The 22,346-nt window shown below is 64.9% G+C and carries 21 protein-coding genes; 6 read left to right on the forward strand and 15 right to left on the reverse strand.

What is annotated here, in order from left to right:
* The first annotated feature begins 91 nt into the window (after positions 1 to 91).
* Positions 92 to 2,086: a transketolase gene (gene tkt / locus M1D34_RS02190; RefSeq protein WP_498780456.1), complete on the forward strand. Its 1,995-nt coding sequence runs from the start codon at positions 92 to 94 to the stop codon at positions 2,084 to 2,086.
* 26 nt (positions 2,087 to 2,112) lie between these two features.
* Complete coding sequence (locus M1D34_RS02195) at positions 2,113 to 3,546, forward strand: xylulokinase (protein WP_015007891.1); 1,434 nt, start codon at positions 2,113 to 2,115, stop codon at positions 3,544 to 3,546.
* 16 nt (positions 3,547 to 3,562) lie between these two features.
* On the opposite strand, the gene M1D34_RS02200 is transcribed toward M1D34_RS02195, so the two are convergent.
* The gene (locus M1D34_RS02200) at positions 3,563 to 4,297 is read right to left on the reverse strand and encodes a GntR family transcriptional regulator (protein ID WP_010970039.1); all 735 of its coding nucleotides are present in this window, start codon (positions 4,295 to 4,297) and stop codon (positions 3,563 to 3,565) included.
* A gap of 333 nt (positions 4,298 to 4,630) precedes the next feature.
* On the opposite strand from M1D34_RS02200, the gene M1D34_RS02205 reads away from it, so the two are divergent.
* Genes M1D34_RS02205 through M1D34_RS02220 form a run of 4 tightly spaced genes read left to right on the forward strand, consistent with a single transcriptional unit; the run spans position 4,631 to position 8,969 of the window.
* Positions 4,631 to 5,401: an SDR family NAD(P)-dependent oxidoreductase gene (locus M1D34_RS02205; protein ID WP_498780458.1), complete on the forward strand. Its 771-nt coding sequence runs from the start codon at positions 4,631 to 4,633 to the stop codon at positions 5,399 to 5,401.
* Positions 5,402 to 5,458: 57 nt separating this feature from the next.
* Positions 5,459 to 6,424, forward strand: a complete 966-nt coding sequence (locus M1D34_RS02210; protein WP_028009988.1) for a substrate-binding domain-containing protein — start codon at positions 5,459 to 5,461, stop codon at positions 6,422 to 6,424.
* Between the two features lie 50 nt (positions 6,425 to 6,474).
* A complete protein-coding gene (locus tag M1D34_RS02215; protein WP_498780460.1) occupies positions 6,475 to 7,980 on the forward strand; it encodes a sugar ABC transporter ATP-binding protein in 1,506 nt (501 codons plus the stop codon).
* Positions 7,977 to 8,969, forward strand: coding sequence for an ABC transporter permease (locus M1D34_RS02220; RefSeq protein ID WP_498780462.1), 993 nt, complete (start codon positions 7,977 to 7,979; stop codon positions 8,967 to 8,969). Before M1D34_RS02215 ends, M1D34_RS02220 begins: the two co-directional genes overlap by 4 nt.
* A 218-nt stretch (positions 8,970 to 9,187) precedes the next feature.
* Here the strand turns inward: M1D34_RS02220 and M1D34_RS02225 are convergent, their stop codons facing one another.
* From M1D34_RS02225 to M1D34_RS02290, 14 genes are read right to left on the reverse strand one after another with little or no spacing between them, the layout of a single operon-like run.
* Positions 9,188 to 9,946, reverse strand: a complete 759-nt coding sequence (locus M1D34_RS02225; RefSeq protein ID WP_027993392.1) for an SDR family NAD(P)-dependent oxidoreductase — start codon at positions 9,944 to 9,946, stop codon at positions 9,188 to 9,190.
* Between the two features lie 30 nt (positions 9,947 to 9,976).
* Positions 9,977 to 11,506, reverse strand: coding sequence for a xylulokinase (locus tag M1D34_RS02230; protein ID WP_498780464.1), 1,530 nt, complete (start codon positions 11,504 to 11,506; stop codon positions 9,977 to 9,979).
* Positions 11,503 to 13,050: a xylulokinase gene (locus M1D34_RS02235; protein ID WP_498780466.1), complete on the reverse strand. Its 1,548-nt coding sequence runs from the start codon at positions 13,048 to 13,050 to the stop codon at positions 11,503 to 11,505. Before M1D34_RS02235 ends, M1D34_RS02230 begins: the two co-directional genes overlap by 4 nt.
* A 4-nt stretch (positions 13,051 to 13,054) precedes the next feature.
* Positions 13,055 to 13,801 carry a deoxyribose-phosphate aldolase gene (gene deoC / locus M1D34_RS02240; protein WP_498780468.1) on the reverse strand — a complete coding sequence of 249 codons (747 nt, stop codon included), beginning with the start codon at positions 13,799 to 13,801 and terminating at the stop codon, positions 13,055 to 13,057.
* Between the two features lie 2 nt (positions 13,802 to 13,803).
* Positions 13,804 to 14,694, reverse strand: a complete 891-nt coding sequence (locus tag M1D34_RS02245) for an SIS domain-containing protein (protein ID WP_010970030.1) — start codon at positions 14,692 to 14,694, stop codon at positions 13,804 to 13,806.
* A gap of 12 nt (positions 14,695 to 14,706) precedes the next feature.
* Positions 14,707 to 15,567: an MBL fold metallo-hydrolase gene (locus M1D34_RS02250; RefSeq protein ID WP_153314626.1), complete on the reverse strand. Its 861-nt coding sequence runs from the start codon at positions 15,565 to 15,567 to the stop codon at positions 14,707 to 14,709.
* A complete protein-coding gene (locus M1D34_RS02255) occupies positions 15,564 to 16,496 on the reverse strand; it encodes a phosphoglycerate dehydrogenase (protein WP_010970028.1) in 933 nt (310 codons plus the stop codon). Before M1D34_RS02255 ends, M1D34_RS02250 begins: the two co-directional genes overlap by 4 nt.
* A 4-nt stretch (positions 16,497 to 16,500) precedes the next feature.
* On the reverse strand, positions 16,501 to 17,454 hold the full coding sequence (locus M1D34_RS02260; RefSeq protein ID WP_127596009.1) for a shikimate dehydrogenase family protein: 954 nt from the start codon (positions 17,452 to 17,454) through the stop codon (positions 16,501 to 16,503).
* Positions 17,451 to 18,104: a bifunctional 4-hydroxy-2-oxoglutarate aldolase/2-dehydro-3-deoxy-phosphogluconate aldolase gene (locus M1D34_RS02265; protein WP_107608286.1), complete on the reverse strand. Its 654-nt coding sequence runs from the start codon at positions 18,102 to 18,104 to the stop codon at positions 17,451 to 17,453. Before M1D34_RS02265 ends, M1D34_RS02260 begins: the two co-directional genes overlap by 4 nt.
* Positions 18,101 to 18,745 carry a glucose-6-phosphate isomerase gene (locus tag M1D34_RS02270; RefSeq protein ID WP_107608285.1) on the reverse strand — a complete coding sequence of 215 codons (645 nt, stop codon included), beginning with the start codon at positions 18,743 to 18,745 and terminating at the stop codon, positions 18,101 to 18,103. The genes M1D34_RS02265 and M1D34_RS02270 overlap by 4 nt, the downstream gene beginning before the upstream one ends.
* A 30-nt stretch (positions 18,746 to 18,775) precedes the next feature.
* Positions 18,776 to 19,540, reverse strand: coding sequence for an SDR family oxidoreductase (locus tag M1D34_RS02275; RefSeq protein WP_013844798.1), 765 nt, complete (start codon positions 19,538 to 19,540; stop codon positions 18,776 to 18,778).
* 1 nt (position 19,541) lies between these two features.
* Positions 19,542 to 20,270, reverse strand: a complete 729-nt coding sequence (locus M1D34_RS02280) for an SDR family oxidoreductase (protein WP_013844797.1) — start codon at positions 20,268 to 20,270, stop codon at positions 19,542 to 19,544.
* Between the two features lie 17 nt (positions 20,271 to 20,287).
* Positions 20,288 to 21,382 (reverse strand): glycerol dehydrogenase, encoded by a 1,095-nt coding sequence (locus M1D34_RS02285; RefSeq protein ID WP_010970021.1) that lies wholly within the window; start codon positions 21,380 to 21,382, stop codon positions 20,288 to 20,290.
* A 35-nt stretch (positions 21,383 to 21,417) separates the two neighbouring features.
* Positions 21,418 to 22,188 (reverse strand): SDR family NAD(P)-dependent oxidoreductase, encoded by a 771-nt coding sequence (locus tag M1D34_RS02290; protein WP_080599775.1) that lies wholly within the window; start codon positions 22,186 to 22,188, stop codon positions 21,418 to 21,420.
* Positions 22,189 to 22,346: the final 158 nt, after the last annotated feature.

A 22,346-nucleotide genomic window follows, 5' to 3' on the forward strand; every position in this document is an offset into this window, starting at 1 on the left:
CGCCTCAGGAACCAGGCAAGACTCCAGCAAATCTCCCTTGTCATGTTGTAATTACAACATTATAGGATGAAGAGATATTTGGAGGCTTCATATGTCCGACCGCCGTGCGCTGGCGAACGCCATTCGATTTCTAACTGTTGACGTCGTGCAGACGGCGAATTCGGGCCACCCCGGAACGGCCATGGGAATGGCGGACATTGCCGAGGTTCTGTGGAACGACTTCCTGCGGCACAATCCGGCCAATCCGAAATGGATCAACCGTGACCGTTTCGTGCAGTCGAACGGACATGGGTCGATGCTGACCTATTCGTTGCTGCATCTCTCCGGCTACGGGCTTACGGTTCAGGACCTGAAGGATCACCGCAAGCTGCATTCCAGGACGCCCGGCCATCCGGAATACGGAATCACGGCAGGGGTCGAGACGACGACCGGCCCACTCGGCCAAGGTTTTGCCACGGCGGCCGGCATGGCACTGGCCGAAAAGAAGCTTGCGCAGGAGTTCAATCGCGACGGCTTTCCCGTGGTCGATCACTTCACCTATGTTTTCGTCGGGGACGGCTGCCTCATGGAGGGCGTAGCGCAGGAGGCCGCCTCGCTCGCCGGCACTTTGAAGCTCAACAAGCTCATCGCCGTCTATGACGACAACAGGATCTCCATCGACGGCGAGACGCCGGGCTGGTTCGCCGACGACACGGCCGCTCGTTTCCGTGCGCTCGGCTGGAACGTCATCGCGGACGTGGACGGCCATGATGCGGAGGCAATCACCGCGGCCTTCGATGCCGCCCGCCGCTCGACCGACAAGCCGACCATGATCTGCTGCAAGACGATCATCGGCTATGGATCGCCGAACAAGCAGGGCAAGGAGGAGGTGCATGGGGCGCCGCTCGGCGTGGAGGAGGTGGCCCGCACCCGCGAGCACCTTGGCTGGAAGCATGAGGCTTTCGTCGTGCCGGATACCGTGATGCGGGCCTGGGACGCCCGCCCGCGCGGCGAGAGGGCGGAAGCCGAATGGAATGCACTTTTTACGGCCTATGAGGCAAAGCATCCCGAACTGGCCGCCGAGCTGATGCGGCGTACAGCAGGCCGGCTGCCGGACGATTTCGATGCGGTCGTGGCAAGCGAGGCAGAGCGGATTCTTGCTCAAGAACCGGTCAGGCAACCGATCCGCAAGGCTTCCAACCGCGTTCTCGGCAATCTCCTCGCAAGCGTGCCGGAGGTGATCGGTGGTTCGGCCGATGTTTCGATGTCGACGCTGGCCTGGACAGGTGCGGCGCGTTCCATCACGCCGGACGATTTTTCAGGGAATTTCGTGCACTATGGCGTGCGCGAGTTCGGCATGTCGGCAATGATGAACGGCATGGCGGCCCATGGCGGTCTCATCCCCTACGGCGCCTGCTATCTCGTGTTCAGCGATTACAGCCGCAATGCCGTGCGCCTTTCGGCGTTGATGGGCCTCAAGACCATCTTCCTCTACACGCACGATTCGATCGGAGTGGGCGAGGACGGACCGACGCATCAGCCGTGCGAGCAACTGGTGGCGCTCCGCGCGATCCCGAACATGTCGCTCTGGCGGCCGGGCAGCGAACTGGAGGCTCTCGTTGCCTGGGAATCGGCGCTGAAGCGTGAAGGGCCAAGCGTTATCGTTGCTGCGCGACAGGACGGTGCGGTTTTCGCGCACCGGAGCGGCGATCTCGACGGTATCCGTCGCGGCGGTTACGTGCTGCAGGACGCGGGCGGAAAGCCCGATATCGTCCTCGTTGCGACCGGGTCCGAGATCGGCCTTGTCCTCGAAGCCGCGGCGATGCTGGAGGGGCAGCGCAAGGCGGTTCGGCTCGTCTCCATTCCCAATGGCAATCTCTTCGCAGCGCAGGACCGTGACTATCAGGAAAGCGTGCTGGCTTTCGGCACGCCGACGGTATTTGTCGAGGCGGCCTCTCCGCTTTATTGGTACCAGTTCCTCAAGGGACCGGGTACGGTCGTCGGCGTCGACCGTTTCGGCGAATCCGCGCCAGGACCGGAAATCTACCGCGCCATGAACCTGACGGCTGAGCGGATCGTATCCGAGGCCGGTCAGTTCCTGTGCTGACACGATGATCCAATGATGGGGAAAGCATGTATCTCGGCATCGACCTTGGCACCGGATCGGTCAAAGCGCTTCTGATCGACGGCGACGGCAAGGCTGTCGCCGAGGCCGCGCGGGCCTATCCCGTCTCCTCGCCCATGCCGGGTTATGCCGAGACGTCACCCGCGGATTGGTGGGCACAAACGGTGGCGGCCGTGCGCGCCTGCTGCGACGGGCACGGTGGCGACGTTCGCGGCATCGGCCTCTCGGGCCAGGCACACGGTCTTGTCGCCGTCGGTGCAGACGCCAAGCCGCTTCGGCCCGCCATTCTGTGGGCCGACCAGCGTGCGACGGCGGAAATGGAGGCGGTGCTTGCCCTCCCGGAAGCGGTGCGGCGTCCGCTCGCCAATCCCGTTGTCAGCGGGATGGCCGGTCTCTCCCTGCTGTGGCTGCGGCGGAACGAGCCGGCCACCTATGCCGCGATTCGCCGCATTCTCGCCCCCAAGGATTGGCTGCGGCTCGTCATGACGGGCGAGGTCGCGACCGAGCCCTCCGACGCGTCGATGACGCTGCTCTACGATGTCGGAGCCGGCCGCTGGGCAACCGATGTCCTCAGCTCCCTTTCGATCGATCCCGCGATCCTTGCACCCATCGTCGAATCCCATTCGATAGCCGGCAGGTTGAGTGCGGCCGCGGCCGCCGAGCTCGGCCTTGCTGCCGGCACGCCGGTGGCCGCAGGTCTTTCCGATACGGCTTCCTGCCTCTTCGGCATGGGCCAGACGAAGCCCGGCTCCACCATCCTCCAGGTGGGATCGGGCATCCAGATCATGTCGGTGGTCGAATCCATCGAACCGCGGGTCCAGCCCTTTTACAACAGCTATCGCGGCATCGGCGGCAATCTCTACTCGATGGCCGCCCTCCAGAACGGCGGCACGGTATTCGAATGGGCCCGCACTGTCCTCGGCGCCTCCTGGGCGGAAATGTACCGCTCCGGCTTCGAGGAGAACGAAGGCAATGGCGGCGTCATCTTCCTGCCCTATGTGACGGGCGAGCGAGCGCCGCTGCTCGATCCGAACGCCTCGGCCGCCTGGGCCAATATGCGCCTTGGCTGCACGCGCGGCCAGCTCATCCGCTCGGTCTTCGAAGGCGTTGCCCTCGCCGTGCGCGACAGTTGGGATGCCTTGCGCGGTGTCGGTGTTTCGGCCGATCGGATACTCCTGACCGGGGGCGGCAGCACGGACCCGCGCTGGCAGCAGATGCTGGCGGACATTCTGGAGGTGCCGCTTGTGCCGGCACACGATCTCGGCAATGCCACAATCGGCGCGGCCTATCTCGGCGGCATGGCCGCCGGCCATTGGCGCTGCATCGAGGCCATCCCGTTCCCGGACGATCTCGGCAGGCCGATCGAACCCCGCCCGTTCCAGGGGCTCGACGCACTCCTGCCCCGGTTTCGCGCCACCTATCGTGGCCTCAAGCACGCCTGAGAATGCCGCACCGGTCTCAATAGGTCCGGTGCAGGTCGATGGTCAGCCGGGTGCGATCGGGATGGTGCCAGGACTCGTAATATTCGAGCACCTGTTTGTTCTGGTCGTAGGTGACTTCCCGGTTGAACAGGACGTAACTGTTCATTTCCACATGTAACTGGGCGGCGATCGCCTCTTCATTGATGCGGGCGAGCTCGACCTGCCGTTTGCCGGTCGTCGCCACGGCGTTATAACGCTTGGCAAGATACTGATAGAGGGAGACGTCCTCGAGCTCCTTCGACTGCAACAGGTCGGGAAAGCGCGAGTAGGGCAGGAAGTTGCGCACTACGAGGAAAACCACCCCGTCCGCATAGCGCAGGCGCTCCAGAAACACCGCATCGTTTTCGCCGATCTGCTCCGCGACATGGGCGGGCGGCTTGATGCGCTCCTGCTTCAACACCCGGGTCGTCAGCTTGAACCCGGCCTTGGCCATGCTTTCAAGCAGGGGATCGAGCTGCTGGACGAGCGCGATCGGCACCTTGCGTTCCAGCACGAAGGCGCCGCGGCCGCGCTCCGTCTCGATGAGATTGTCGTGGGCAAGCGACTGAAGCGCCTGCCGGACGACGCTGCGCGAGACGTCGTACTGCTGACAGAGTTCGCCTTCGGTCGGCAGCTTGCTGCCGGGAGGATAAGCGCCGGATTCGATCGCGGCCCGTAGCTCCCCCGCGAGCTGAAAATAAAGTGGGATGGGTGAACTGCGTTCGATGCTCATGCGAATCTCTGCCTTTCGTACCGTGGCGGGCAACTCTGCCTGTCCTACCCATGACCTGACAAGCGGACATCTTTAAATGCGTCCGACTGGTGTACCGGCCGTTGACACCCGCAGTGCATTCTGATTACGATGTACGTACAACATTACAAAAAGCCTTTCTGATATAACAGACTGGGCTGGGACATCAAATCCGGGAGTAGTGGGGGGTCGCGATCGGCTCCCGGACAGCAAAATCGAGGACCGACGGTTCGCAGCCGAGGGCCGCGCAGTTGCGCGGCCTCCCGGACGCGCGCCCGGAGGTCGGGCTACGGCATGCACAGAGGGAGGATAGGGGTGTATCTCGAACGCTTCAGGCTCGACGGCGAACTTGCGGTCGTCACCGGAGGAGGACGCGGCATAGGGCTCGCAAGCGCCGATGCGCTCGGCGAGGCAGGCGCGCGCCTTGCCATCATCGAACGTGATCCGGCGCTCCTTGAAGAGGCCCATGCGATCCTTCAGGCGAAGGGCTACGACGTCTCCGTGCACGAGGGCGACGTTACCGATCCAGCCCGGATGCAGGCAATCGCGGACGAACTAACCGTGAAAGGCGGCGCTTCCATCCTCGTCAACAATGCGGGCATCGCGCTCAGTGACATCCCGGCCGAGGACATGGAGGACGAACGCTGGCTCAAAGTCATCGACGTCAACTTGAACGGCGTCTACTGGTGCAGCCGCGCCTTCGGCCGGCACATGCTTTCGGCCGGTCGCGGATCGATCGTCAATGTCGGCTCCATGTCCGGCTTCATCGTCAACCGGCCCCAGCCGCAGGCGCACTACAACGCCTCGAAGGCCGCCGTACACCACCTGACCAAGTCGCTCGCCGCCGAATGGGCGCCGCGTGGCGTGCGGGTCAACGCGGTCGCGCCCACCTACATCGAAACGCCGCTCAACGCGCTCGTCGAGAACGACAGGCCCATGCTCGACCGCTGGCTCGATTCCACGCCCATGGCGCGCATGGGCAAGGACCACGAGGTCGCAAGCGTGATCCTCTTCCTGTCCTCCCCGGCGGCCAGCCTGATGACCGGATCGATCGTGCTTGCGGATGGAGGATACACGCTCTGGTGACCGCATCCATGCCGGATGCCGGAACGAACGAACAGCAATCAATAAGGAGGAGTTACAATGTCCAGCATCAAGACGCTTCTGGCAGGGTCCGTGGCCTTGTTCTGCCTGACCTCTGCTGCCATGGCCGAGGAGTGCAAGGTGGGCCTCACCATGCCCTCGCTCAATGCGCCCTATTTCGCGGCGCAGGTCGCTGCGGTTGAAAAGGCGGCCAAGGACCGGGGTTGCGAGATCACGACGGCGGACAGTCAGAATGACTTTTCCAAGCAGATCAACGACGTCGAGGACATGATCGCCAAAGGAATCGACATTCTGATCCTCAACCCGCGTGACCAGGAGGCGCTCGTTCCGGCCGCCGACGCCGCTACCAAGGCCGGCGTGAAGGTCGTCGTGATGGATTCCACGCTGAATCCCAAGGCCAACGTCGTCACCCAGGTCCGCTCCTCGAATGACGAGAACGGCCGTCTCGTCGGCGACTGGATCGCCAAGAAGATGAAGGGCACGCCGATCAAGATGCTCCTCCTGTCCGGCAATCAGGGCAATCCCGGCGGCCTCGATCGCCGCATGGGCGTCATCAAGGGCATCGTGGAAGGCCAGCTCGTCAATGAAGGTGCGGTCAACCTCCAGATTCTGGGCCAGGGCTGGGGCGACTGGGCGACGGACGGCGGGCTGAAGGCTGCGGAAGACCTGTTCCAGGCCCATCCGGACGCCAACCTCGTCGTCGGCGAAAACGACTCCATGGTCCTCGGCGCGGTTCAGGCCGCGAAGGCTGCCGGTCTCGATGGCATCCTGTTTGCCGCCGCGGCCGACGGACAGCGCGAGGCGCTGGAGATGGTCAAGGAAGGGACCTACGGCGCCACCGGCCTGAACGATCCGGACCTCGTCGGACGCACCGCCTTCGATATCGCCTACAAGGCCTTCAAGGGCGAGCTTCCGGCCGACTTCCCGAAGCTGCACCTGACGCCGGCCGACGTCATCTCCGCGGAAAACGTCGACAAATACTACAACCCGCAGTCCGTATTCTGATCGACGAAGAATAGGATGCACCGGGTCTCCGGTGCATCCCTGGAGAGCCAATGACCGTACTTGTCAGACTGTCCGGCATCAGCAAGAACTTTAGCGGAGTACAGGCCCTGAAGGGCGTCGACTTCGACCTGAGGGCCGGCGAAGTCCATGCGCTGGTCGGTGAGAACGGCGCGGGAAAATCCACGCTGATGCGCGTGCTTGCCGGCGAAATGAAGCCGACCTCCGGGAGCGTCAGCATTCACGGCGAGACGATGCAGCATTCCGGCGCGCGGGGCGCCGCCGGCCGGGGCATTTCGGTGATCCATCAGGAACTGGCGCTGGCGCCCGACCTGACGGTCGCGGAAAACATCTTTCTCGGGCGCCTGCCGCGCATCGTCAATCACCGCCGGCTGCGCAAGGCGGCCAGCGAAATCCTCGAACGCCTCGGCTTCGATATCGACCCCGCCACCCACGCCGGACGCCTGACCGTCGCTCACCAGCAGGTCGTGGAGATCGCCAAGGCACTCTCCAACCGGGCGCGCATCATCGTCTTCGACGAGCCGACCGCGGTGCTTGCCAACACCGATGCCGAGCGCCTGCTCGCGATCATCCGCGAGTTGCGCGCGGGCGGTACCGGCGTCGTCTACATCTCCCACCGTCTGAACGAGGTCTTCGACCTTTCAGACCGCATCACCGTCATGAAGGACGGCTCGCATGTGGAAACGCTGGAGACCTCCGCAACGGATGTCGACGCGGTGATCGCACGCATGGTCGGGCGGCAGATGTCCGCGCTTTTTCCATCCAAGGCCGGGCGTGTGCCGGGCGAGGTGGTCGTCCGCGTGCGCAACGTTTCGCGCGGCCGCAAGGTCCGCGACGTCAGTTTCTCGGTCCGTGCCGGCGAGGTCGTCGGCCTCGGGGGTCTCGTTGGTTCCGGCCGTACCGAAGTCGCCCGCCTCGTCTTCGGCGCCGACAAGATGGATTCGGGCACTGTGGAACTCAACGGCAAACCGCTCCATCTCTCCTCACCGCGCGAGGCCGTGCGCGCCCGCATCGGCCTCGTTCCGGAAGACCGCAAGCAGCAGGGCGTCATCCTCGATGCGCCGATCCGGATCAACACGACGCTTGCCAGGATCCGCAGCATATCCCGTCTCGGCTTCCTCGACGCGGGCAAGGAGCGGCAGGTCGCCGTGGCGCTTGGCGCCGAGATGCGCCTCAAGGCGTCGAGCGTCGACGCGCCGGTTTCGAGTCTTTCGGGCGGCAACCAGCAGAAAGTGGCGCTTGCCAAATGGTTTCACGCCGATTGCGACCTGCTCATCCTCGACGAACCGACGCGCGGCGTCGACGTCGGAGCGAAAGGCGAAATCTACAATCTGATCAATGAGCTCGCCAAAGCCGGGAAAGCAATCCTCGTTATTTCGTCCGAACATCAGGAACTGTTCGGCATCTGCGACCGCGTTCTCGTGATGGCGGAAGGGGCTATCGTCGGCGAACTCACCGAAAGCAAGTTCACCGAGCAGCAATTGCTGACGCTGGCAATGACCCGGTCGGCCAGGGAAAGGGATGAGACAAGCCAATGAGCATTACGTCCGCAAGCGCCGCCGCGCCCTCGTCGTTTACGCCGCGCGTTCTGGACGCGATCCGCCACTACGGCACGTTCGGCATCTTCCTGGTGCTGGTGGCCGTCGCGTCCTTCTGGTCAGATGCGTTCCTGACGGAGCGCAACCTGATGAACGTCGTGCGCCAGGTCGCCTCCGGCGCCGGCATCATGGCCATCGGCATGCTCTTCGTCGTGCTCACGCGGGGCATCGACCTCTCGGTGGGCTCCATCGCCGCCGTCGGATCGGTGCTCTGCGCCCACCTTGTCGCGGCACAGGGCTACGGCGTGCCGATAGCGATCCTGCTGGTCATTCTGACCGGCGCCGCCTGCGGCGTGGTCACCGGCTTCTTCGTCGCCTACATGCGTTTGCCGTCCTTTGTCATCTCGCTGGCGATGATGGCGATCGCCCGCGGCATCTCGCTGATCATCAGTGCTGGCCGCCCAATCACCATGGGATCGCCCGGCGCGTCGCTCGTCGATTTCGGCAGCGGCTTTCTCTTCGGCATTCCACAGCCAGCGATCCTGATGCTGGTCATCTATGCAATCGGGGGCGTGGTGCTGCTCTATACGAGCTTCGGCCGCATCGTCACCGCGATCGGCTCGAACGAGGAGGCCGTGCGGCTCTCCGGCGTGCCGGTCGAGCGCTATGTCTTGTCGGTCTATGTCATCAGCGGCGCGCTCGCCGCCGTCGCGGGCATCGTCGCTGCGGGACGGACGGGCATCGGCACGCCTCAGGTCGGTGTCGGTGCGGAGCTCGATGTCATCGCGGCGGTCGTCATTGGCGGGGCCAGCCTCATGGGCGGGCGCGGCGGCATGTTCAACACGCTGCTCGGCGCGCTGATCCTCGGTATCATCACCAACATCATGAACCTCGCCGGCGTGCCGGGTTATCACCAGAACGTCTATCTCGGACTGATCATCATCCTGGCAATGCTCATACAGTTCGTCACCGCCCGATCGCGCCGTTAGGCCACCCAAGGGGGCGAGGGGAGGTGCCCCGCGCAACGCTGGTGATCATGGTGGCGGAGGCGCTCGCCAGGGCCTTCGCCCCGCTTGCGGGGAGAAGGTGGCCGACAGGCCGGATGAGGGGCAAGCCAGAGCGGGACGAGGAAAAGTGTGCGCGGTTCTCCGCCCGATTCCGCTCTCGTGATCTTAGGTCGATCCGACCTGAAATCATCGTGATCTCACTAAAAGCCGCCGACCACGAAGCCGCCATCGACTGGCAAGTCCGCGCCGGTGATGAATTCCGCGGCAGGCGAGGCGAGGAAGAGGGCGGTTCCCACCAGGTCGTCCACGGTGCCCCAGCGCTTGAGCGCCGAACGCTGGGCGATCTTCTCCGCCGGTACCGGGTCGGTCCAAAGACCCTTCGTCATGTCGGTCTTGTGATAGCCGGGCGAGATGGCGTTGACGCGGATGCCGTCCGGGCCGAAGGCGTGAGCGAGATGGCGCGTGAGGCCGAGCACCCCCGACTTGCTGGCGCCATAGGCCGGCACGAGCGGATCGCTGACATAGCTCAGCATCGAGGCCGTGTTGAGAATGACACCGCGCGAGGCCTTCAGGAGCGGCAGGACGGCCATGGCGAAGCGCATCTGGCTATTCAGGTTGACGTCCATCACCTCCATGTAGGTGGCGTCCTCGAATTCCGCCTCGGGCCGGGCAATGCCTGCGCCGTTGACCAGAACGTCGAGCTTGCGCAGCGTCCTGGCGAAGGCGTTGATCGCTTCCGGGTCGCGCACGTCGACCCGCTCGAAGCGGATTGCCGTGTTTTCGGGGTCGGCCGCGGCAGCCTTGAGCTTTGTTTCCGAACTGCCGAGCGCGATGACCGATCCGCCGAGCCGGGCAAAGCCCTGTGCGATGGCAAGGCCGATGCCGGACGAACCGCCGGTGACGAGAATGTCCTTTCCGGCAAAAAGGTCCGGACGAAACGTATCGATGATGTCTTTCATGAATTCCTCCTCAGGCATGATAGTCGTTGTTCAGGGCCGCGTGCCGGGCGGGTGGATCCGGGCGGCAAGCGCATCCATGTCGTCATAAAGCGCCATGCTGTGATGATAGAGCCGGTCGAAAACCGGCTGGACATGGCTGTAGACCTCGACCCATGCGGGGTCCGGCGCGATTTCGTCCGCATAGCGCACATAGGCGTCCGCCGCGTCGTCCGGCCGGGAAAAGCGGCCCGTCGCGGTCGCGGCCATGGCCGCGCAGCCCATGAGGCCGCATTCGGGTTCTTGCGGCACCAGCACCGGTGTGTCGAAGACGCTTGCCTTGATCTTGAGCCATAGCTTCGTGCGGGCACCGCCGCCGGCCGCTATCATGCGCTCCAGGCGCTTGCCCGAGCTATGCTCCATGATACGGATATGACGGGCCATGGCGAAGGCGATCCCTTCCAGTATGGCCCGGTGCAGGTGCTCCATGCCGTGCCCGGCGCCGAGGCCGAAGAATTGTGCCCGTGCATTGCGATGCTGACCGAGGCGTTCGCCGGTGAGAAACGGCATGAACAGCAGTGCCTCGCAGCCGGCCGGCGCCTTTTCGGCGCGCGCGACGATGTCGCCATAGCTCAGCGCGCCGTCATGGAAGGCGCGCCGCGCCCAGCGCATGCCGTCGCCGCCGGTTTCGAGAAGCACGAAGGGAGCCCAGTTGCCTTCGATGGTGGCGACGTTGGAAATCTCCGGATCCAGCAGGGGCTTGTCGGCGATCATCGTGACGATGGCACCGGTGCCCGTGCTGTCCGATCCGAGGCCGGGCCGGCAGACGCCCGAGCCGAGCAGCGCCATCGGATAGTCCGCTCCGCCCACCATGACGGGCGTGCCGGCGCTCAGTCCTGTTGCGAGAGCGGCCTCGTCCGTGACGCGGCCGATGATTTCCAGAGGGTTGCGGATGGGCGGTAGCAGCCGGGCATCAAGCCCCATTCGCTCGATCATCGCCGGCGACCAGGCGAGCGTTGCAGGGTTCATCAGGAAGCTGCAGGAGGCGTCGCCGGTATCCATGGCGATCTCGCCGGTCAGTTGGAAGTTGATGTAGTCCTTCGGCATGATGGCGACGGCGCTGCGCCGATAGGCCTCGGGGTCGGCATCGCGCACCCATTGCAGCTTGAAGCCCGGCCAGGCCGGGGTCGGCGTGTTGCCGCTTTCGGCGAGATAGCTGTCGGGCTCGTTCTCCGCCTCGAAACGGCGCACGAGGTTCAGCGTGCGCTTGTCGTTCCAGAGCGGTGCGGTATCGCGCGTCAATTGCCCGGCATCGTCGATGAGCACGAGACCGTGCATCTGGCCGCATACAGCGATGATGGAAATGCGCTCGCGTGCGCCTTCCGCCTTGTCGAGCACGGTTCGAACGGCGGTGCAGGCCCCCTCCCACCAGTCGAGCGGTCGCTGCTCTGCCCAGCCGAACTGCGGCACGATCTGGTCGTGCTCGCGCGCGGCGATTTCGACGATCTTCCCGCGGGTGTCGATGAGCGCCGCCCGCACGCTCCCGGTACCGACGTCGATCGCGAGAAAGAGTTCTCCGGTCATGTTGCGGCCTCCCTCAATGCGGCGAGTGCGCCGGACAGTTCGTGTTGCTGCTCGGCCGCCCGGCGATAGGCAGCAAGCGCGGCCCGGTAGACCTTGCGCGCTTCCGGCGCGGGTTCGCTGCGTCCTTCCGCAACGTGCAGCGTGCGGATCGGCAGGAAGTCCTCCCACAGACCCATGCCGACGAAGGCCAGCGCCGCAGCACCGAGTGCCGCCGCCTGCTGATCGACCCTCGTCTTGACGATCGCGCAGTCGAAGACATCGGCGAAGACCTGCCGCCAGAAGGCGCTGCGCGCGCCGCCACCGACGATGATCATTTCCGGGCCGATGGCCGTCATCCGGCGCAACTCGTCCAAGGCGATCCGCAGGCCGAGTGCCACCCCCTCGAGCGTTGCGCGCAGGATGTCGGCACGGCCGTGCTGCAGGTCCAGCCCGACGAAGCCTCCGCGCACCGCCGGCCCGCCCTCGAAGCTCGTGCCGCCGCCGAGCGTCGGCACGAAGATCAGGCCGCGCGCACCGGCCGGAGCCTCGCCGGCGAGCCGGAAGAGCGCGTCATGGACGTCCATGCCGGCAACCTTGGCCGCATGCTTCACGTCCGGCAGCAGCGTGTCCGTCACCCAGTTGAAGCTCGTGCCGGAGGAAAAGATCGAGGTCGCCGAAATGAACATGCCTGGCGCCACATGGGCGAACACGAAGGGACGCACCCGATCGTCGAGGAGGGGCTCGGAAGCGGAAACGGTGATCCAGCTCGATGAGCCCATCGAGGCATAGGCGTCGCCCTCGAGAAAGGTGCGGCCGCCAAGCGCCATGCAACTGTTGTCTACGCCACCCGCGACGACTTTCACCCCTGGGAAGAGACCGAGCCGTTCGGCAATTTCGGGCAGGACGTCGCCGAGGACATCGGTGGAGGCGACGATGGGCGGGAACAGCTCCCGGCTCAGTCCCGCCGCTTCGACAAGCTCGGCGGAATAGCGCCCTGCCTTGAGATCGTAGACGCCGGTGCCCGAGGCATATGACGGATCGGTGGCAGTACGGCCGGTCAGCCGCAGGTTGATGTAGTCCTTCGTGCCGATGATCGTGCGTGTCCGCGCGAAGATGTCGGGTGCGTTCCGGCGCAGCCACATGGCCTTGAACACGGTGTAGAGGGGCGCCGGAAAACCGTTGCCGGTCGTCCGGTACCAGGTGTCCGGATCGACGCGCGTGAAGAAATCCTCCGCTTCCGCGACGGCGCGTCCGTCGGACCAGATCGGTACGAACTCCTGCAGAAGCGCGCCGTTTTCGTCGAGCGGAAGGCAGCCGAGGCTGTGGCCCGACACGGCAATGGCGCGGATGTCGCCGGCCTTTACCGCGGTATTCTCGAACAGAGTCCGCAGGCTGGCGCAAATAGCCTCCCACCAGTCTTCGGGACGCTGCTCGTGACAGGAGGACGAGGGATAGAACGTTCTGTAGGAAACGACCTCTTCCGCAATGCAGGTCCCGTCGGGACGGAATATCGCCGCCTTGACGCCACCGGTCCCGAGGTCGAATGCCGCAACGGTGTCGCCCATGGCGTCAGCCCGCCTTGCCGGCAATGTCGAGGCGGCCGCCGGGCAGGGCGGCGCACTGGCGCACGAGGTCGACGGCGACCTGCGTGTTGATGCCGAAGCGGGTGACCCCCAGACGCATCATGCCCGCGATGGCATCGAGCGAACGGATGCCGCCGGAGGCCTTGATCTCCACCGCGTCCCCAACGGTTTCGACGATGAGTTTCAGCTTTTCCAGCGTCGTGGCGCTCGGCGTCCAGCCGGTGCCGGTCTTCACGAAGGCGGCTCCGCTTTCGGCAACGATCGTCGACGCCGCCCGGATCTCCTCGTCCGTCAGATGGGCGAGTTCCAGAATGACCTTGAGCGGCACCGGGGCAATAGCCTCTGCGACGGCGCGTATCTCGTTGCGGACATAGCCGAAGTCGCCGGATTTGAGGCGGCCGACATTGATCATCATGTCGAGTTCCTGCGCGCCGTTCTCGGCAAGCTCCACAGCCTCGGCGGTCTTGGTACGGGTGCTGTGGCCGCCCGAGGGGAAGCCCACCGGACCGCCGACAAGCGTCAGGCCGCCCGAGGGGACGAGGCTTCTGAGCAGCGGCACGAAATTCGGCAGGGCATGCGCAGCGATGAACCCTTCCGCAACCGCGATTCCCGCCAGCTCCCGCACGTCCGCCTCCGTGTGGAAGGCCTGGACCGCGCTGATATCGATCAAGGCGGCGAGATCGCGAGGGGCGAGCGAGGCCGGCGGCTGGCGGCGGTTGCTTGTGTCGTTCATCTCTATGTCTCTGTGCTCGTGCGTAGGTAACGAAGATTGCGCTTCATGCCGGTGAAAAGATCGACATGTTCTGCGCCCCGGCGCAGTGCGACGCTGGTGGACAGGATGTCGACGACCGTCAGCGCGGCGATGCGGGAGATCGTCGGCGTGTAGATGTTGGTATTTTCCAGCGTCTCGACCATCAGCACGATATCGCAGAATTCGACCAGCGGGCCGTCCGACCCGACGATGCCGATGACCTGACAGCCGCTCTCGCGCGCCCGGCGCGCGGTTTCGATGATCGCCAGCGTCGCGCCGGTATTGGAGATGACGACCGCGACGTCGCCGGGCTTCAGCATGGAAACGACCATGATCTGCTGGTGGGCGTCGGTTTCCGCGCCGCAGGGGACTCCGAAGAGGGGAAACTTCTGCTGGGCGTCGCGCGCGACGATGCCCGATGCGCCGAAACCGAAGAACTCGATGCGATTGGCCTTGGCGAGCGCGTCGACGGCTCGGTCGACCTGGACCGGGTCGAGGTGATTGCGCACCCAGTCGAGGCTGGTGATCGTATAGTCGAAGATCTTCTCCGAGACCTTGGCCGGAGTGTCGTCGGCGTCGATGACCGAGTGGGTCGCGGACATGCCGAGCGCCAGACTCTGGGCGAGGCGGAGCTTGAAGTCCTGATATCCCTGGCATCCGATCGAGGCGCAGAAACGGATCACTGTCGGCTGGCTCACCTCCGCCCATTCCGCCGCCTCGGCGATGGTCGCATTGATCACGCGCTTCGGATCGGCCAGAACGAGTTCGGCTACCTTGCGGTCCGACTTGCGCAGATCCGCGCGCTTCAGCCTGATGACTTCGAGTATGTTGTTGTTGCCGCCGATCGTTTTGGGCTGGAGCGCATTGGTCGACATGGAGATCCCCGGTTACTTGGACAGTCGGTATTCGACCGACAGCTTTGCCCGATGGAGCCGTACCCTGCAATCAGCGGCCGCCGATTTGGCGTCGATCACCCGAGGGTCTTCGGTATTGAAGGCGAACATGCCGTAGTGATGGGCGATCATGTCGGACGCGCCGATCCGCTCCGCCAGCAGGCATGCCTCGTCCAGCGTCAGGTTGCCGGCAATGCCGGCCTCCGTAAGTTCGGCGCGGCGGCCGTTGACCGGCAGGAGCGCCAAGTCTACCCGGAAGGGCGATACCTCCTCGACGAGACCCTCGTAAGGGATCGTGTCACCGGAATGATAGAGGCGCGCACCCTCGGCCGCGATCACATAACCGAGGAACCTGTGCCAGCCCTCGGGGGTGCGTTCGAGTGTTTCATGCGCGGCGCGGATTGCGGTGACGCCGAGTCCGGCAAGAGGTTCGATGCGCTCGCCCGCGTCGACTGCGACAAGCCGTTCCGGCCTGACGCCGATACGCTCCTGCGCGGCAGCCAGCGCGGCGCGGGGCACGACGAAGCGGCAATCCGGGTTGGCCGCGGCGATCGGCATGAGGGTCTGTGGATCCATGTGGTCGGTATGCTGATGCGTCACGAGCACGAGGTCGACCGGGCCGAGCGCGGACGGGGCGACCGGTGCCGCCATCATGCGGTCGTGCTCGAAGCGCTTGCCGCGGTATTTTTCCGCGAGGCTGTCGGAGAGATAGGGGTCGACGACGATACGGAAGCGGTTCGTCGCGATCACGAAACCGGCCTGCCCGAGCCAGTAGAGCCGGATGCCGCCGGCGGGCGGCGCGGCGAGCCGCTCGGTAAGCGAAGCCGAAAAAGGCACGGTCGACAGCGACATCATGCGCTCTCCTCCTCCAGGGCCGAGAGAAGGTTCGTCACGGCAATCGCGGTCGCCTTGCTGACGCTCTCGTCGGTCAAGCCGCCGATATGGCTGGTGGCGATGACGCGCGGATGGCTGGCAAGGGAGCCGGGCGCCGGCGGTTCCTCGACGAAGACATCGGTCGCATAGGCCTGCAGCCGGCCCTCGTCGAGTGCGGCGCGCACCGCCACCTCGTCCACCAGTGTTGCGCGTGCGGTATTGATGAGGATGGCGTGCGGGGGCACTGCCGCCAGACGCGCCGCATCGACGATCGGGCGGCCATCGGCAGGTGCCGGGCAATGCAGCGAGACGATGTCCGCCTCCGCGAAGACCTCGTCGAGGCTCCCCCATTTGAACGGGCCATACACTTCGACGTTCGGGCGGAACGGATCATGGGCGATGACGCTGGCCCGCATCGCCGAGACGGCGCGTGCAACGCGTTTTCCGATCGCGCCGCAACCGATAATCCCGACGGTGCGTTCGGCGATTTCCTTGCCGCGCGAGCGGGGCCAGCCGCCGGCGCGGATGCCGGCCGTTTCGGCTGGAATGTGACGCAGGGCGGCAAGGATAAGCCCGACTGCAAGTTCGGCCACGCCGACGGCGTTGGCCCCCTCGGCCTTGAGGACGCGGATGCCGCGTCCCTTCAGCAGGGAGAGCGGCAGATTGTCGATGCCGGTGCCGTTGCGGCTGATCGCCCGCAGACTGTCGGCGGCGGCGATGACCCTGTCGGAAACGGGCTCGACGCCCGCCAGCCAGCCGACACAGCCCGGCACGAGATCGATCAGTTCGGCCTCGTCCGGCATGCGGCCCGGCGTGGAGAATACGAGCTCGAATCCAGCCTGCCGAAGCGGCTCGAGTTCCGGCGGCGGGGCGAGGGAGAGCGAACGGGGTGTCACGAGAATGCGCTTCACGGCGTCACCCCTTTGCCGCCTCGATGGCGATCTGCGAAATCTCGTCGAAGGCCGGCCCGGAGGTCGGAATGACGATGTCGAACACTTCCGCGATGACCTGAGTCCAGCCGTGCAGGAAATAGGTCCATCCATCCTCCACCTGCAGCCCGCGCCTGGCCTGCTGCCGTCGCGCCTGATCGAGAAAGACGAGGTCGCCGCGATAGTTGAGGTCCCAGGCGATGGCGCGCTCGGGGAAAAGGCCGGCATCGGTGATCGGCGAACCCGGCGCGTCCTTGCCGAGACCGGTCGCGTTGATCACCATGGAACCGGGCTTCAGCGAGGCCATGGCCGCATCGTTCAGCTCCGGCCGGTCGGCCAGGACATAGTCGACCTTCACGCGGGCGCCCATTGCCTCGTGAATCCGCTTCAATTCCTCGAGGCGGGGGCGCGACCGGTTGGTCACGACGATGCGCGAGGGCAAGTCGTCCCCCCGCTTTTCCTGCATGAGATGCCAGGTGATGGCGATGGTCGAACCGCCGGCTCCCATCGACAGAACTTCCGCGCCGGTTTCGGCGAAATGGCCGGCCGGCAAGAAGCCGTCGATGGCGAGACCCGATGAAATGGGGTCCTTGGCGTGGCAGACGAGCTTGCCGCCGCGTTTCGACAGGCAGCTCGTCTCATGCATCAGCAGTGCATGCGGATCGATCACGTCGAAGAGATCGCGTGCCGCATTGAACAGGTCGATCTTGTGGGTCGTGACCAGCGCGCCGAGCGACAGCGGGTCCGACTTGATGAAGGAAACGGCCTCCCGATAGGCCGCCGGGTCGGCATGAAGCGGAAAGTCGATACCTTTCAGGACCGCGTCCTTCAGGCCGAGGTGACGCGCCCAGGCGGGGAAGACCCGCATGATCGAGCTTTTCGCCGTCGTCACGCCGATGAAGTAGAAGGTTGGCTGGATCGCGGGCTGGTAGCGATTCATCGCGTCACCTCGCGTATTTCCTTTGCCCGTGCGACTGCCGCGCGCGCCTTTGCCGTGATGTCGCCCCAGCGACCTTCGCCGATGTCGGCCTTGGTGGCGATCCAGGTGCCGCCGACGGCGGCCACCGCACCGAGCTTCAGCCATTCATGCATGTTGTCGAGGCTGACGCCGCCGGTCGGCACGAAGCGGGTGCCGAGATGAGCGAAGGGGGCACTGATCGCTTCCAGCATCGACGGGCCCCCGGCCGCCTTGGCCGGAAAGAATTTGGCGAGCTTCAGGTCGTTGCGGGATACGGCCGTCAGGTCGGAGGGCGTCATGATGCCTGGAGCGAATGGAAAATCCTTGGCCTTGGCGGCCGCGACGATCTCGGCGTCGAAGCCGGGCGCGAGGCCGAAGCGCGCACCCGCGCTGATCGCTGCACGCAAAGCGTCCGGCGTCAGGATCGTCCCGGCGCCGACCAGCAGTTCCGGGCGCTTCTCGGCCATGATCGCGATCACCTCGGCGGCCGCTTCGGTGCGGAATGTGATTTCGGCAAGCGGCAAGCCGCCTTCGAGAAGCGCATCGGCCAGGGCGACGGCGTCGGAGGAGCGCTCGATCGCGATGACCGGGACGACACCGAGAGTTGCGGCTTGGTCGAACGGAGCAATCATGCGTTTTCTTCCTTCTTCTCGCGGCCATAGAGCGCGGCGACCGTCGCCGCGTCGCGCATCCGCCAGTTGGGGTTGTCGATCTGTTTCCAGCCGCCCCTGCCGTCATCGATGATGCGCGCACGCATGCCGCCCGCCTTGGCGATGCAGTCGTAGTCCTGGCCAGAGTCGGCAGGGTAGCAGAAGAGCATCACGAGATCGTCGCCGCCGATATTCACCGACCGGTGGATCCAGTACGGCGGCACGTAGCAGACCGTCTGCGCGTCGACGGCCACGACGCGGACTTCGCCCTCCGGAGATTCCAGCAGCATGAGGCCGCGGCCCTTCTGACCGTAGTAGATTTCCGGCCGGTCCGATTGCTTGTGAATGTGGCCGCGGGTGACGAAATACTCTTCGCCCACCTTGCCCGGCAGCATGCGGGTGACGCCGAAAATGAGGTCGCCGGTGCGTTCGTTGGGGCGGAACTCCGAGACCTCGTAGACGACCGTATCGTTCCAGGTTTCCTGCATGGCAGAGAATGCCGCCTCGTCGGCATAAAGACCGGCGAGATCGCGGAAGCGTTTCTGGTAGGCGCCCGTTGCATCGCTCATGGCACCGGTCCGAAGGTCGACCCGGCACCCTGCGGGCTCAAATAGCTTTGTCAAAGTGATTCCTCGTATGTCTCGTTCTTGGTATCAGGTGATCGTGTAACCGCCGTCGATCATGAGGTTCGCGCCGTTGACCATCGCGGCCGCGCCGCTGGCGAGGTAGAGTACCGATGCGGCGATCTCCCATGGCTTGGCGAAGCGCCGCGTCGGGATGGCGGCCCTGGCGCGCTCGCCTTTCTCTCCAGCCCAGCCGGTCAGCCCGAGTTCGGTTTCCACCACTGTCGGCGAGACCGCGTTGACGGTGACCCCGCGCGGACCCCATTCCAGCGCCATGCAGTTCGTCATGCCGATAATGCCCGCCTTGCTGGCGCAGTAGGCGACATGGCCCTCGATGCCGATGATCGCCGCCTGGGAGGCCATGTTGACGATGCGGCCCGACCCCTGCTCCAGCATGCCGGGGGCGATCGCACGCGCCATGAGGAAGGCACCCTTGAGATTGACGGCGAGCGTGCGGTCCCATTCGGCCGTCGGATAGCTTTCCGCAGGGGCAAGCGGCCCGATGCCGGCATTGTTGATCAGAATGTCGATCCGGCCGAAGGCTTCGGTAACCGACTTGACGGCTCGCTCGACTCCCTGCTCGTCCGTCACGTCCGCCACATGGGCGATGTGGCCGGTGCCGAGCGAAACGGCCACATCCGAAACGGCGGCGTCGCGGTCAAGAAGCGCGACGCGCGCCCTCTTCGTGGCGAAAGCTTCGGCAACTGCCCTGCCGATGCCGGTGGCGGCGCCCGTGACCACGACGGTCTTGCCACTGAAATCGAGCAGGTCGTCGAAGGAGGGGATTTCCGTCATGTCAGAATTCCTGGCCTGTGTGGGTGATCGTCATCTCCTGGAGATTGACGTCCTGCGGCAGCTCGTAGGCAAAGAGCATGGTCCGCGCGATGTCGTTTGCATCCAGCCCGCCGTCGAGCTGTTTGCGGCCGCTGTCCCAGAAATCGTAGGCGTCCTGGTGGGTGATGGTCTTGTCGATCTCCGACTTCGCAACACCGGGCGAGATGACCATGACGCGGACGCGATATGACGACATGGTCTGGCGCATGCCTTCGCTGACGGCATGCACGAAATGCTTGGTGCCGCCATAGACGTCATGGTGCGGATAGACCTTGCGGCCTGCGATGGAGGAGACATTGACAATGGTGCCGCAGCGCCGCTCCTTCATGCCGGGAGCGACCGCGTGCATGCCGTTGAGAACGCCGAGGCAGTTGATGTCGACGAGATCGCGCCATTGCGCAGGATCCTGCTCGTCGAGCCGGGCGAGACGGGAGACGCCGGCATTGTTGATGAGGCAGTCGACCGGGCCGAACCGCGCCTCACCCTGCCGGATCGCGCTTGCGAGCGCATCATAGTCACGGACGTCGGCGGCGACCGCGAGCATGTTCGGAAGCGCCATCGCCTCGATCAGTTCGGATCGGCGGGCGATCAGAAGCAGGGGATAACCGGCAGCCGAGAAGACGCGTGCGGTTTCCTGACCGATGCCGGCGCTTGCGCCGGTGATCATGACGAGCGGCTTTCTGCCGGTCATGGCTTGCCTCCCGTCGGTCAGTGGATGCTGCGTGAAAAGGCGTCGAGCGCCAGGATCGCGTCGCGCACGGCCGGTACGGTAATGGTGACCGGCGTGGCATAGATGATGTTGCCGGGCCGGCAGGCGGCTTCCGCCACGCGGCCGATCTTGGCGGGGACGTCATCGACGATGCCGAGGTCCGCCAGTTTGGTCGGCAGTCCGACGCTGCGGCAGAAGCGTATCATCGCCTCGATCTCGGCTCGGTCGCGGTTCTCCAGCATCAGCAGGCAAAGCGTGCCGAAGGCGACCTTCTCGCCGTGGAAATACCCATGCACCTCCTCCAGCACTGTCAGGCCGTCATGGATGCCATGGGCGGCCGAGCAGCCGCAATTCTCGAAACCGAGGCCCGACAGCAGCGTGTTCGCCTCGATGATGTTTTCGACCGCTGGGGTCAGCAGGCCGGCCTCGACGGCGATCTTCGCCTTGACGGCATCGCGTGTCAGCACATCCTGGCAATGCCGGGCGATCGCCATCCCGGCTTCGGTAGCGGGAAAGCCGCCGGCCACATAATTGTCGGTGCGCGACTCGATATTGGAGCGGGCCTCGAACCAGGTCGAAAGCGCATCGCCGATCCCCGCGACGAGGAAGCGTGCCGGCGCGGCTGCCACCAGCGCGGAATCGACGACGACGGCGTCCGGGTTGCGGGGCAGGCGGAGCGCCTCCTCGTAAACCCCATGTTCGGTGTAGCGCACGGCAATCGCGCTGCAGGGCGCGTCGGTCGAGGCGATCGTCGGTGCGATGACGATGCGCGCGCCAGTGTCGATTGCGACGATCTTGGCGGTGTCGGCCGTCTTGCCCCCACCCACGCCCACGAGAATATCGCTGCCGTGCTCGATTGCGACCTTGCGTACGCGCTCAATCTCCGAGGTGCAGCACTCTCCGCCGAACCGCTCGAAGCGGATATCGAGCGAGTCGCCGCAGCTTTTGCCGATGCGTTCGCTGAGTGCGTCGAACAGCACGCGGTCGATCAGGACGAGCGCGCGTTTGCCGAGCGGCGCCAGATAGGCCGCCAGCTTGTCGATCTCGCCCGCACGCTGGATGTATTTGTTCGGACCGCCGAATGCCCGTGCCATTCAATTGCTCCTATCGGTGCATGGTGGTGTGAAGGTCAGTGGATGGTGTAGCCACCGTCGATGGTGAGCACCGAGCCGGTGACATAGCTGGCGGCGTCCGAAGCGAGGAACAGCACCGCCGCCGCGACTTCGCTGGCCTTGCCCGCGCGGCCCAAAGGCGTCATGCCGAGCCAGATCTTCGACCATTCGGGGTCATCCAGACCACCCTGCGTCATCGCCGTCTCGATATAGCCGGGGGCGACGGCGTTGATGCGGATGTTGCTCTTGGCGAATTCGCCCGCGAGCGACTTCGTCAACATGTGCACGCCCGCCTTGCTGGCGTTGTAGGCGACCTGGTTCTGCGGCAGGTTGCTGATGTAACCCGAGATCGATCCGATGTTGACGATCGAGCCGCGCCCGGCCGCCGACATCGTCTCGATAGCCGCGCGACAGCACCAGAAAAGGCCGGTCAGATTGGTGTTGATCACCTCGTCCCAGGTTTCCGGCTCGAGTTTCAGGCTGTCGCAATGGCGCGCGATCCCGGCATTGTTCACGAGGATGTCGAGCCCGCCCAACTCTGCTGCTGCCTGCCTGACGACCTGCTGCGCAGCGCTCTCGTTGGAAATGTCGGCGGGCAGGTAGATCGCCTCGATCCCCTTCTGCCTCAGTTGCCGGACAGCCTTTTCGCCTTCGTCGCGCGAGCGGGCGGAGATGGCCACGCGCGCACCGGCTTCGCCAAGCGCCTCGGCACAGGCGAAGCCGATGCCGCGACTGCCGCCGGTCACGAAAGCGGCGCGCCCATTCAGTCTGAAAAGCTCAGCGTACACTTTTCCCCTCCCTGGCTGGCGCATCCCGGCGCCTCTAAAAATGTAGTTTAATTACCTTGACAATCGAGTGTCAATCCGAAAATCTAGCGTTCAGGGATGGAATTACCGGGTAAAGCACGAAATTACTACATTTATCGTGATATGGCTTCGGTAAAATG

The sequence above is a fragment of the Ensifer sp. D2-11 genome, from assembly GCF_054161295.1.

Excerpts from the sequence above, each read along its gene's own strand:
- M1D34_RS02195 (WP_015007891.1), top strand. The coding sequence starts at position 2,113 with ATGTATCTCGGCATCGACCTTGGCACCGGATCGGTCAAAGCGCTTCTG.
- M1D34_RS02230 (WP_498780464.1), bottom strand. The coding sequence starts at position 11,506 with ATGACCGGAGAACTCTTTCTCGCGATCGACGTCGGTACCGGGAGCGTG.
- M1D34_RS02285 (WP_010970021.1), bottom strand. The coding sequence starts at position 21,382 with ATGGCACGGGCATTCGGCGGTCCGAACAAATACATCCAGCGTGCGGGC.
- M1D34_RS02245 (WP_010970030.1), bottom strand. The coding sequence starts at position 14,694 with ATGTCGACCAATGCGCTCCAGCCCAAAACGATCGGCGGCAACAACAAC.
- M1D34_RS02280 (WP_013844797.1), bottom strand. The coding sequence starts at position 20,270 with ATGACCGGCAGAAAGCCGCTCGTCATGATCACCGGCGCAAGCGCCGGC.
- M1D34_RS02235 (WP_498780466.1), bottom strand. The coding sequence starts at position 13,050 with ATGGGCGACACCGTTGCGGCATTCGACCTCGGGACCGGTGGCGTCAAG.
- M1D34_RS02220 (WP_498780462.1), top strand. The coding sequence starts at position 7,977 with ATGAGCATTACGTCCGCAAGCGCCGCCGCGCCCTCGTCGTTTACGCCG.
- M1D34_RS02210 (WP_028009988.1), top strand. The coding sequence starts at position 5,459 with ATGTCCAGCATCAAGACGCTTCTGGCAGGGTCCGTGGCCTTGTTCTGC.
- M1D34_RS02250 (WP_153314626.1), bottom strand. The coding sequence starts at position 15,567 with ATGATGTCGCTGTCGACCGTGCCTTTTTCGGCTTCGCTTACCGAGCGG.
- M1D34_RS02215 (WP_498780460.1), top strand. The coding sequence starts at position 6,475 with ATGACCGTACTTGTCAGACTGTCCGGCATCAGCAAGAACTTTAGCGGA.
- deoC (WP_498780468.1), bottom strand. The coding sequence starts at position 13,801 with ATGAACGACACAAGCAACCGCCGCCAGCCGCCGGCCTCGCTCGCCCCT.
- M1D34_RS02225 (WP_027993392.1), bottom strand. The coding sequence starts at position 9,946 with ATGAAAGACATCATCGATACGTTTCGTCCGGACCTTTTTGCCGGAAAG.
- M1D34_RS02265 (WP_107608286.1), bottom strand. The coding sequence starts at position 18,104 with ATGATTGCTCCGTTCGACCAAGCCGCAACTCTCGGTGTCGTCCCGGTC.
- M1D34_RS02200 (WP_010970039.1), bottom strand. The coding sequence starts at position 4,297 with ATGAGCATCGAACGCAGTTCACCCATCCCACTTTATTTTCAGCTCGCG.
- M1D34_RS02260 (WP_127596009.1), bottom strand. The coding sequence starts at position 17,454 with ATGAATCGCTACCAGCCCGCGATCCAGCCAACCTTCTACTTCATCGGC.
- tkt (WP_498780456.1), top strand. The coding sequence starts at position 92 with ATGTCCGACCGCCGTGCGCTGGCGAACGCCATTCGATTTCTAACTGTT.
- M1D34_RS02275 (WP_013844798.1), bottom strand. The coding sequence starts at position 19,540 with ATGACGGAAATCCCCTCCTTCGACGACCTGCTCGATTTCAGTGGCAAG.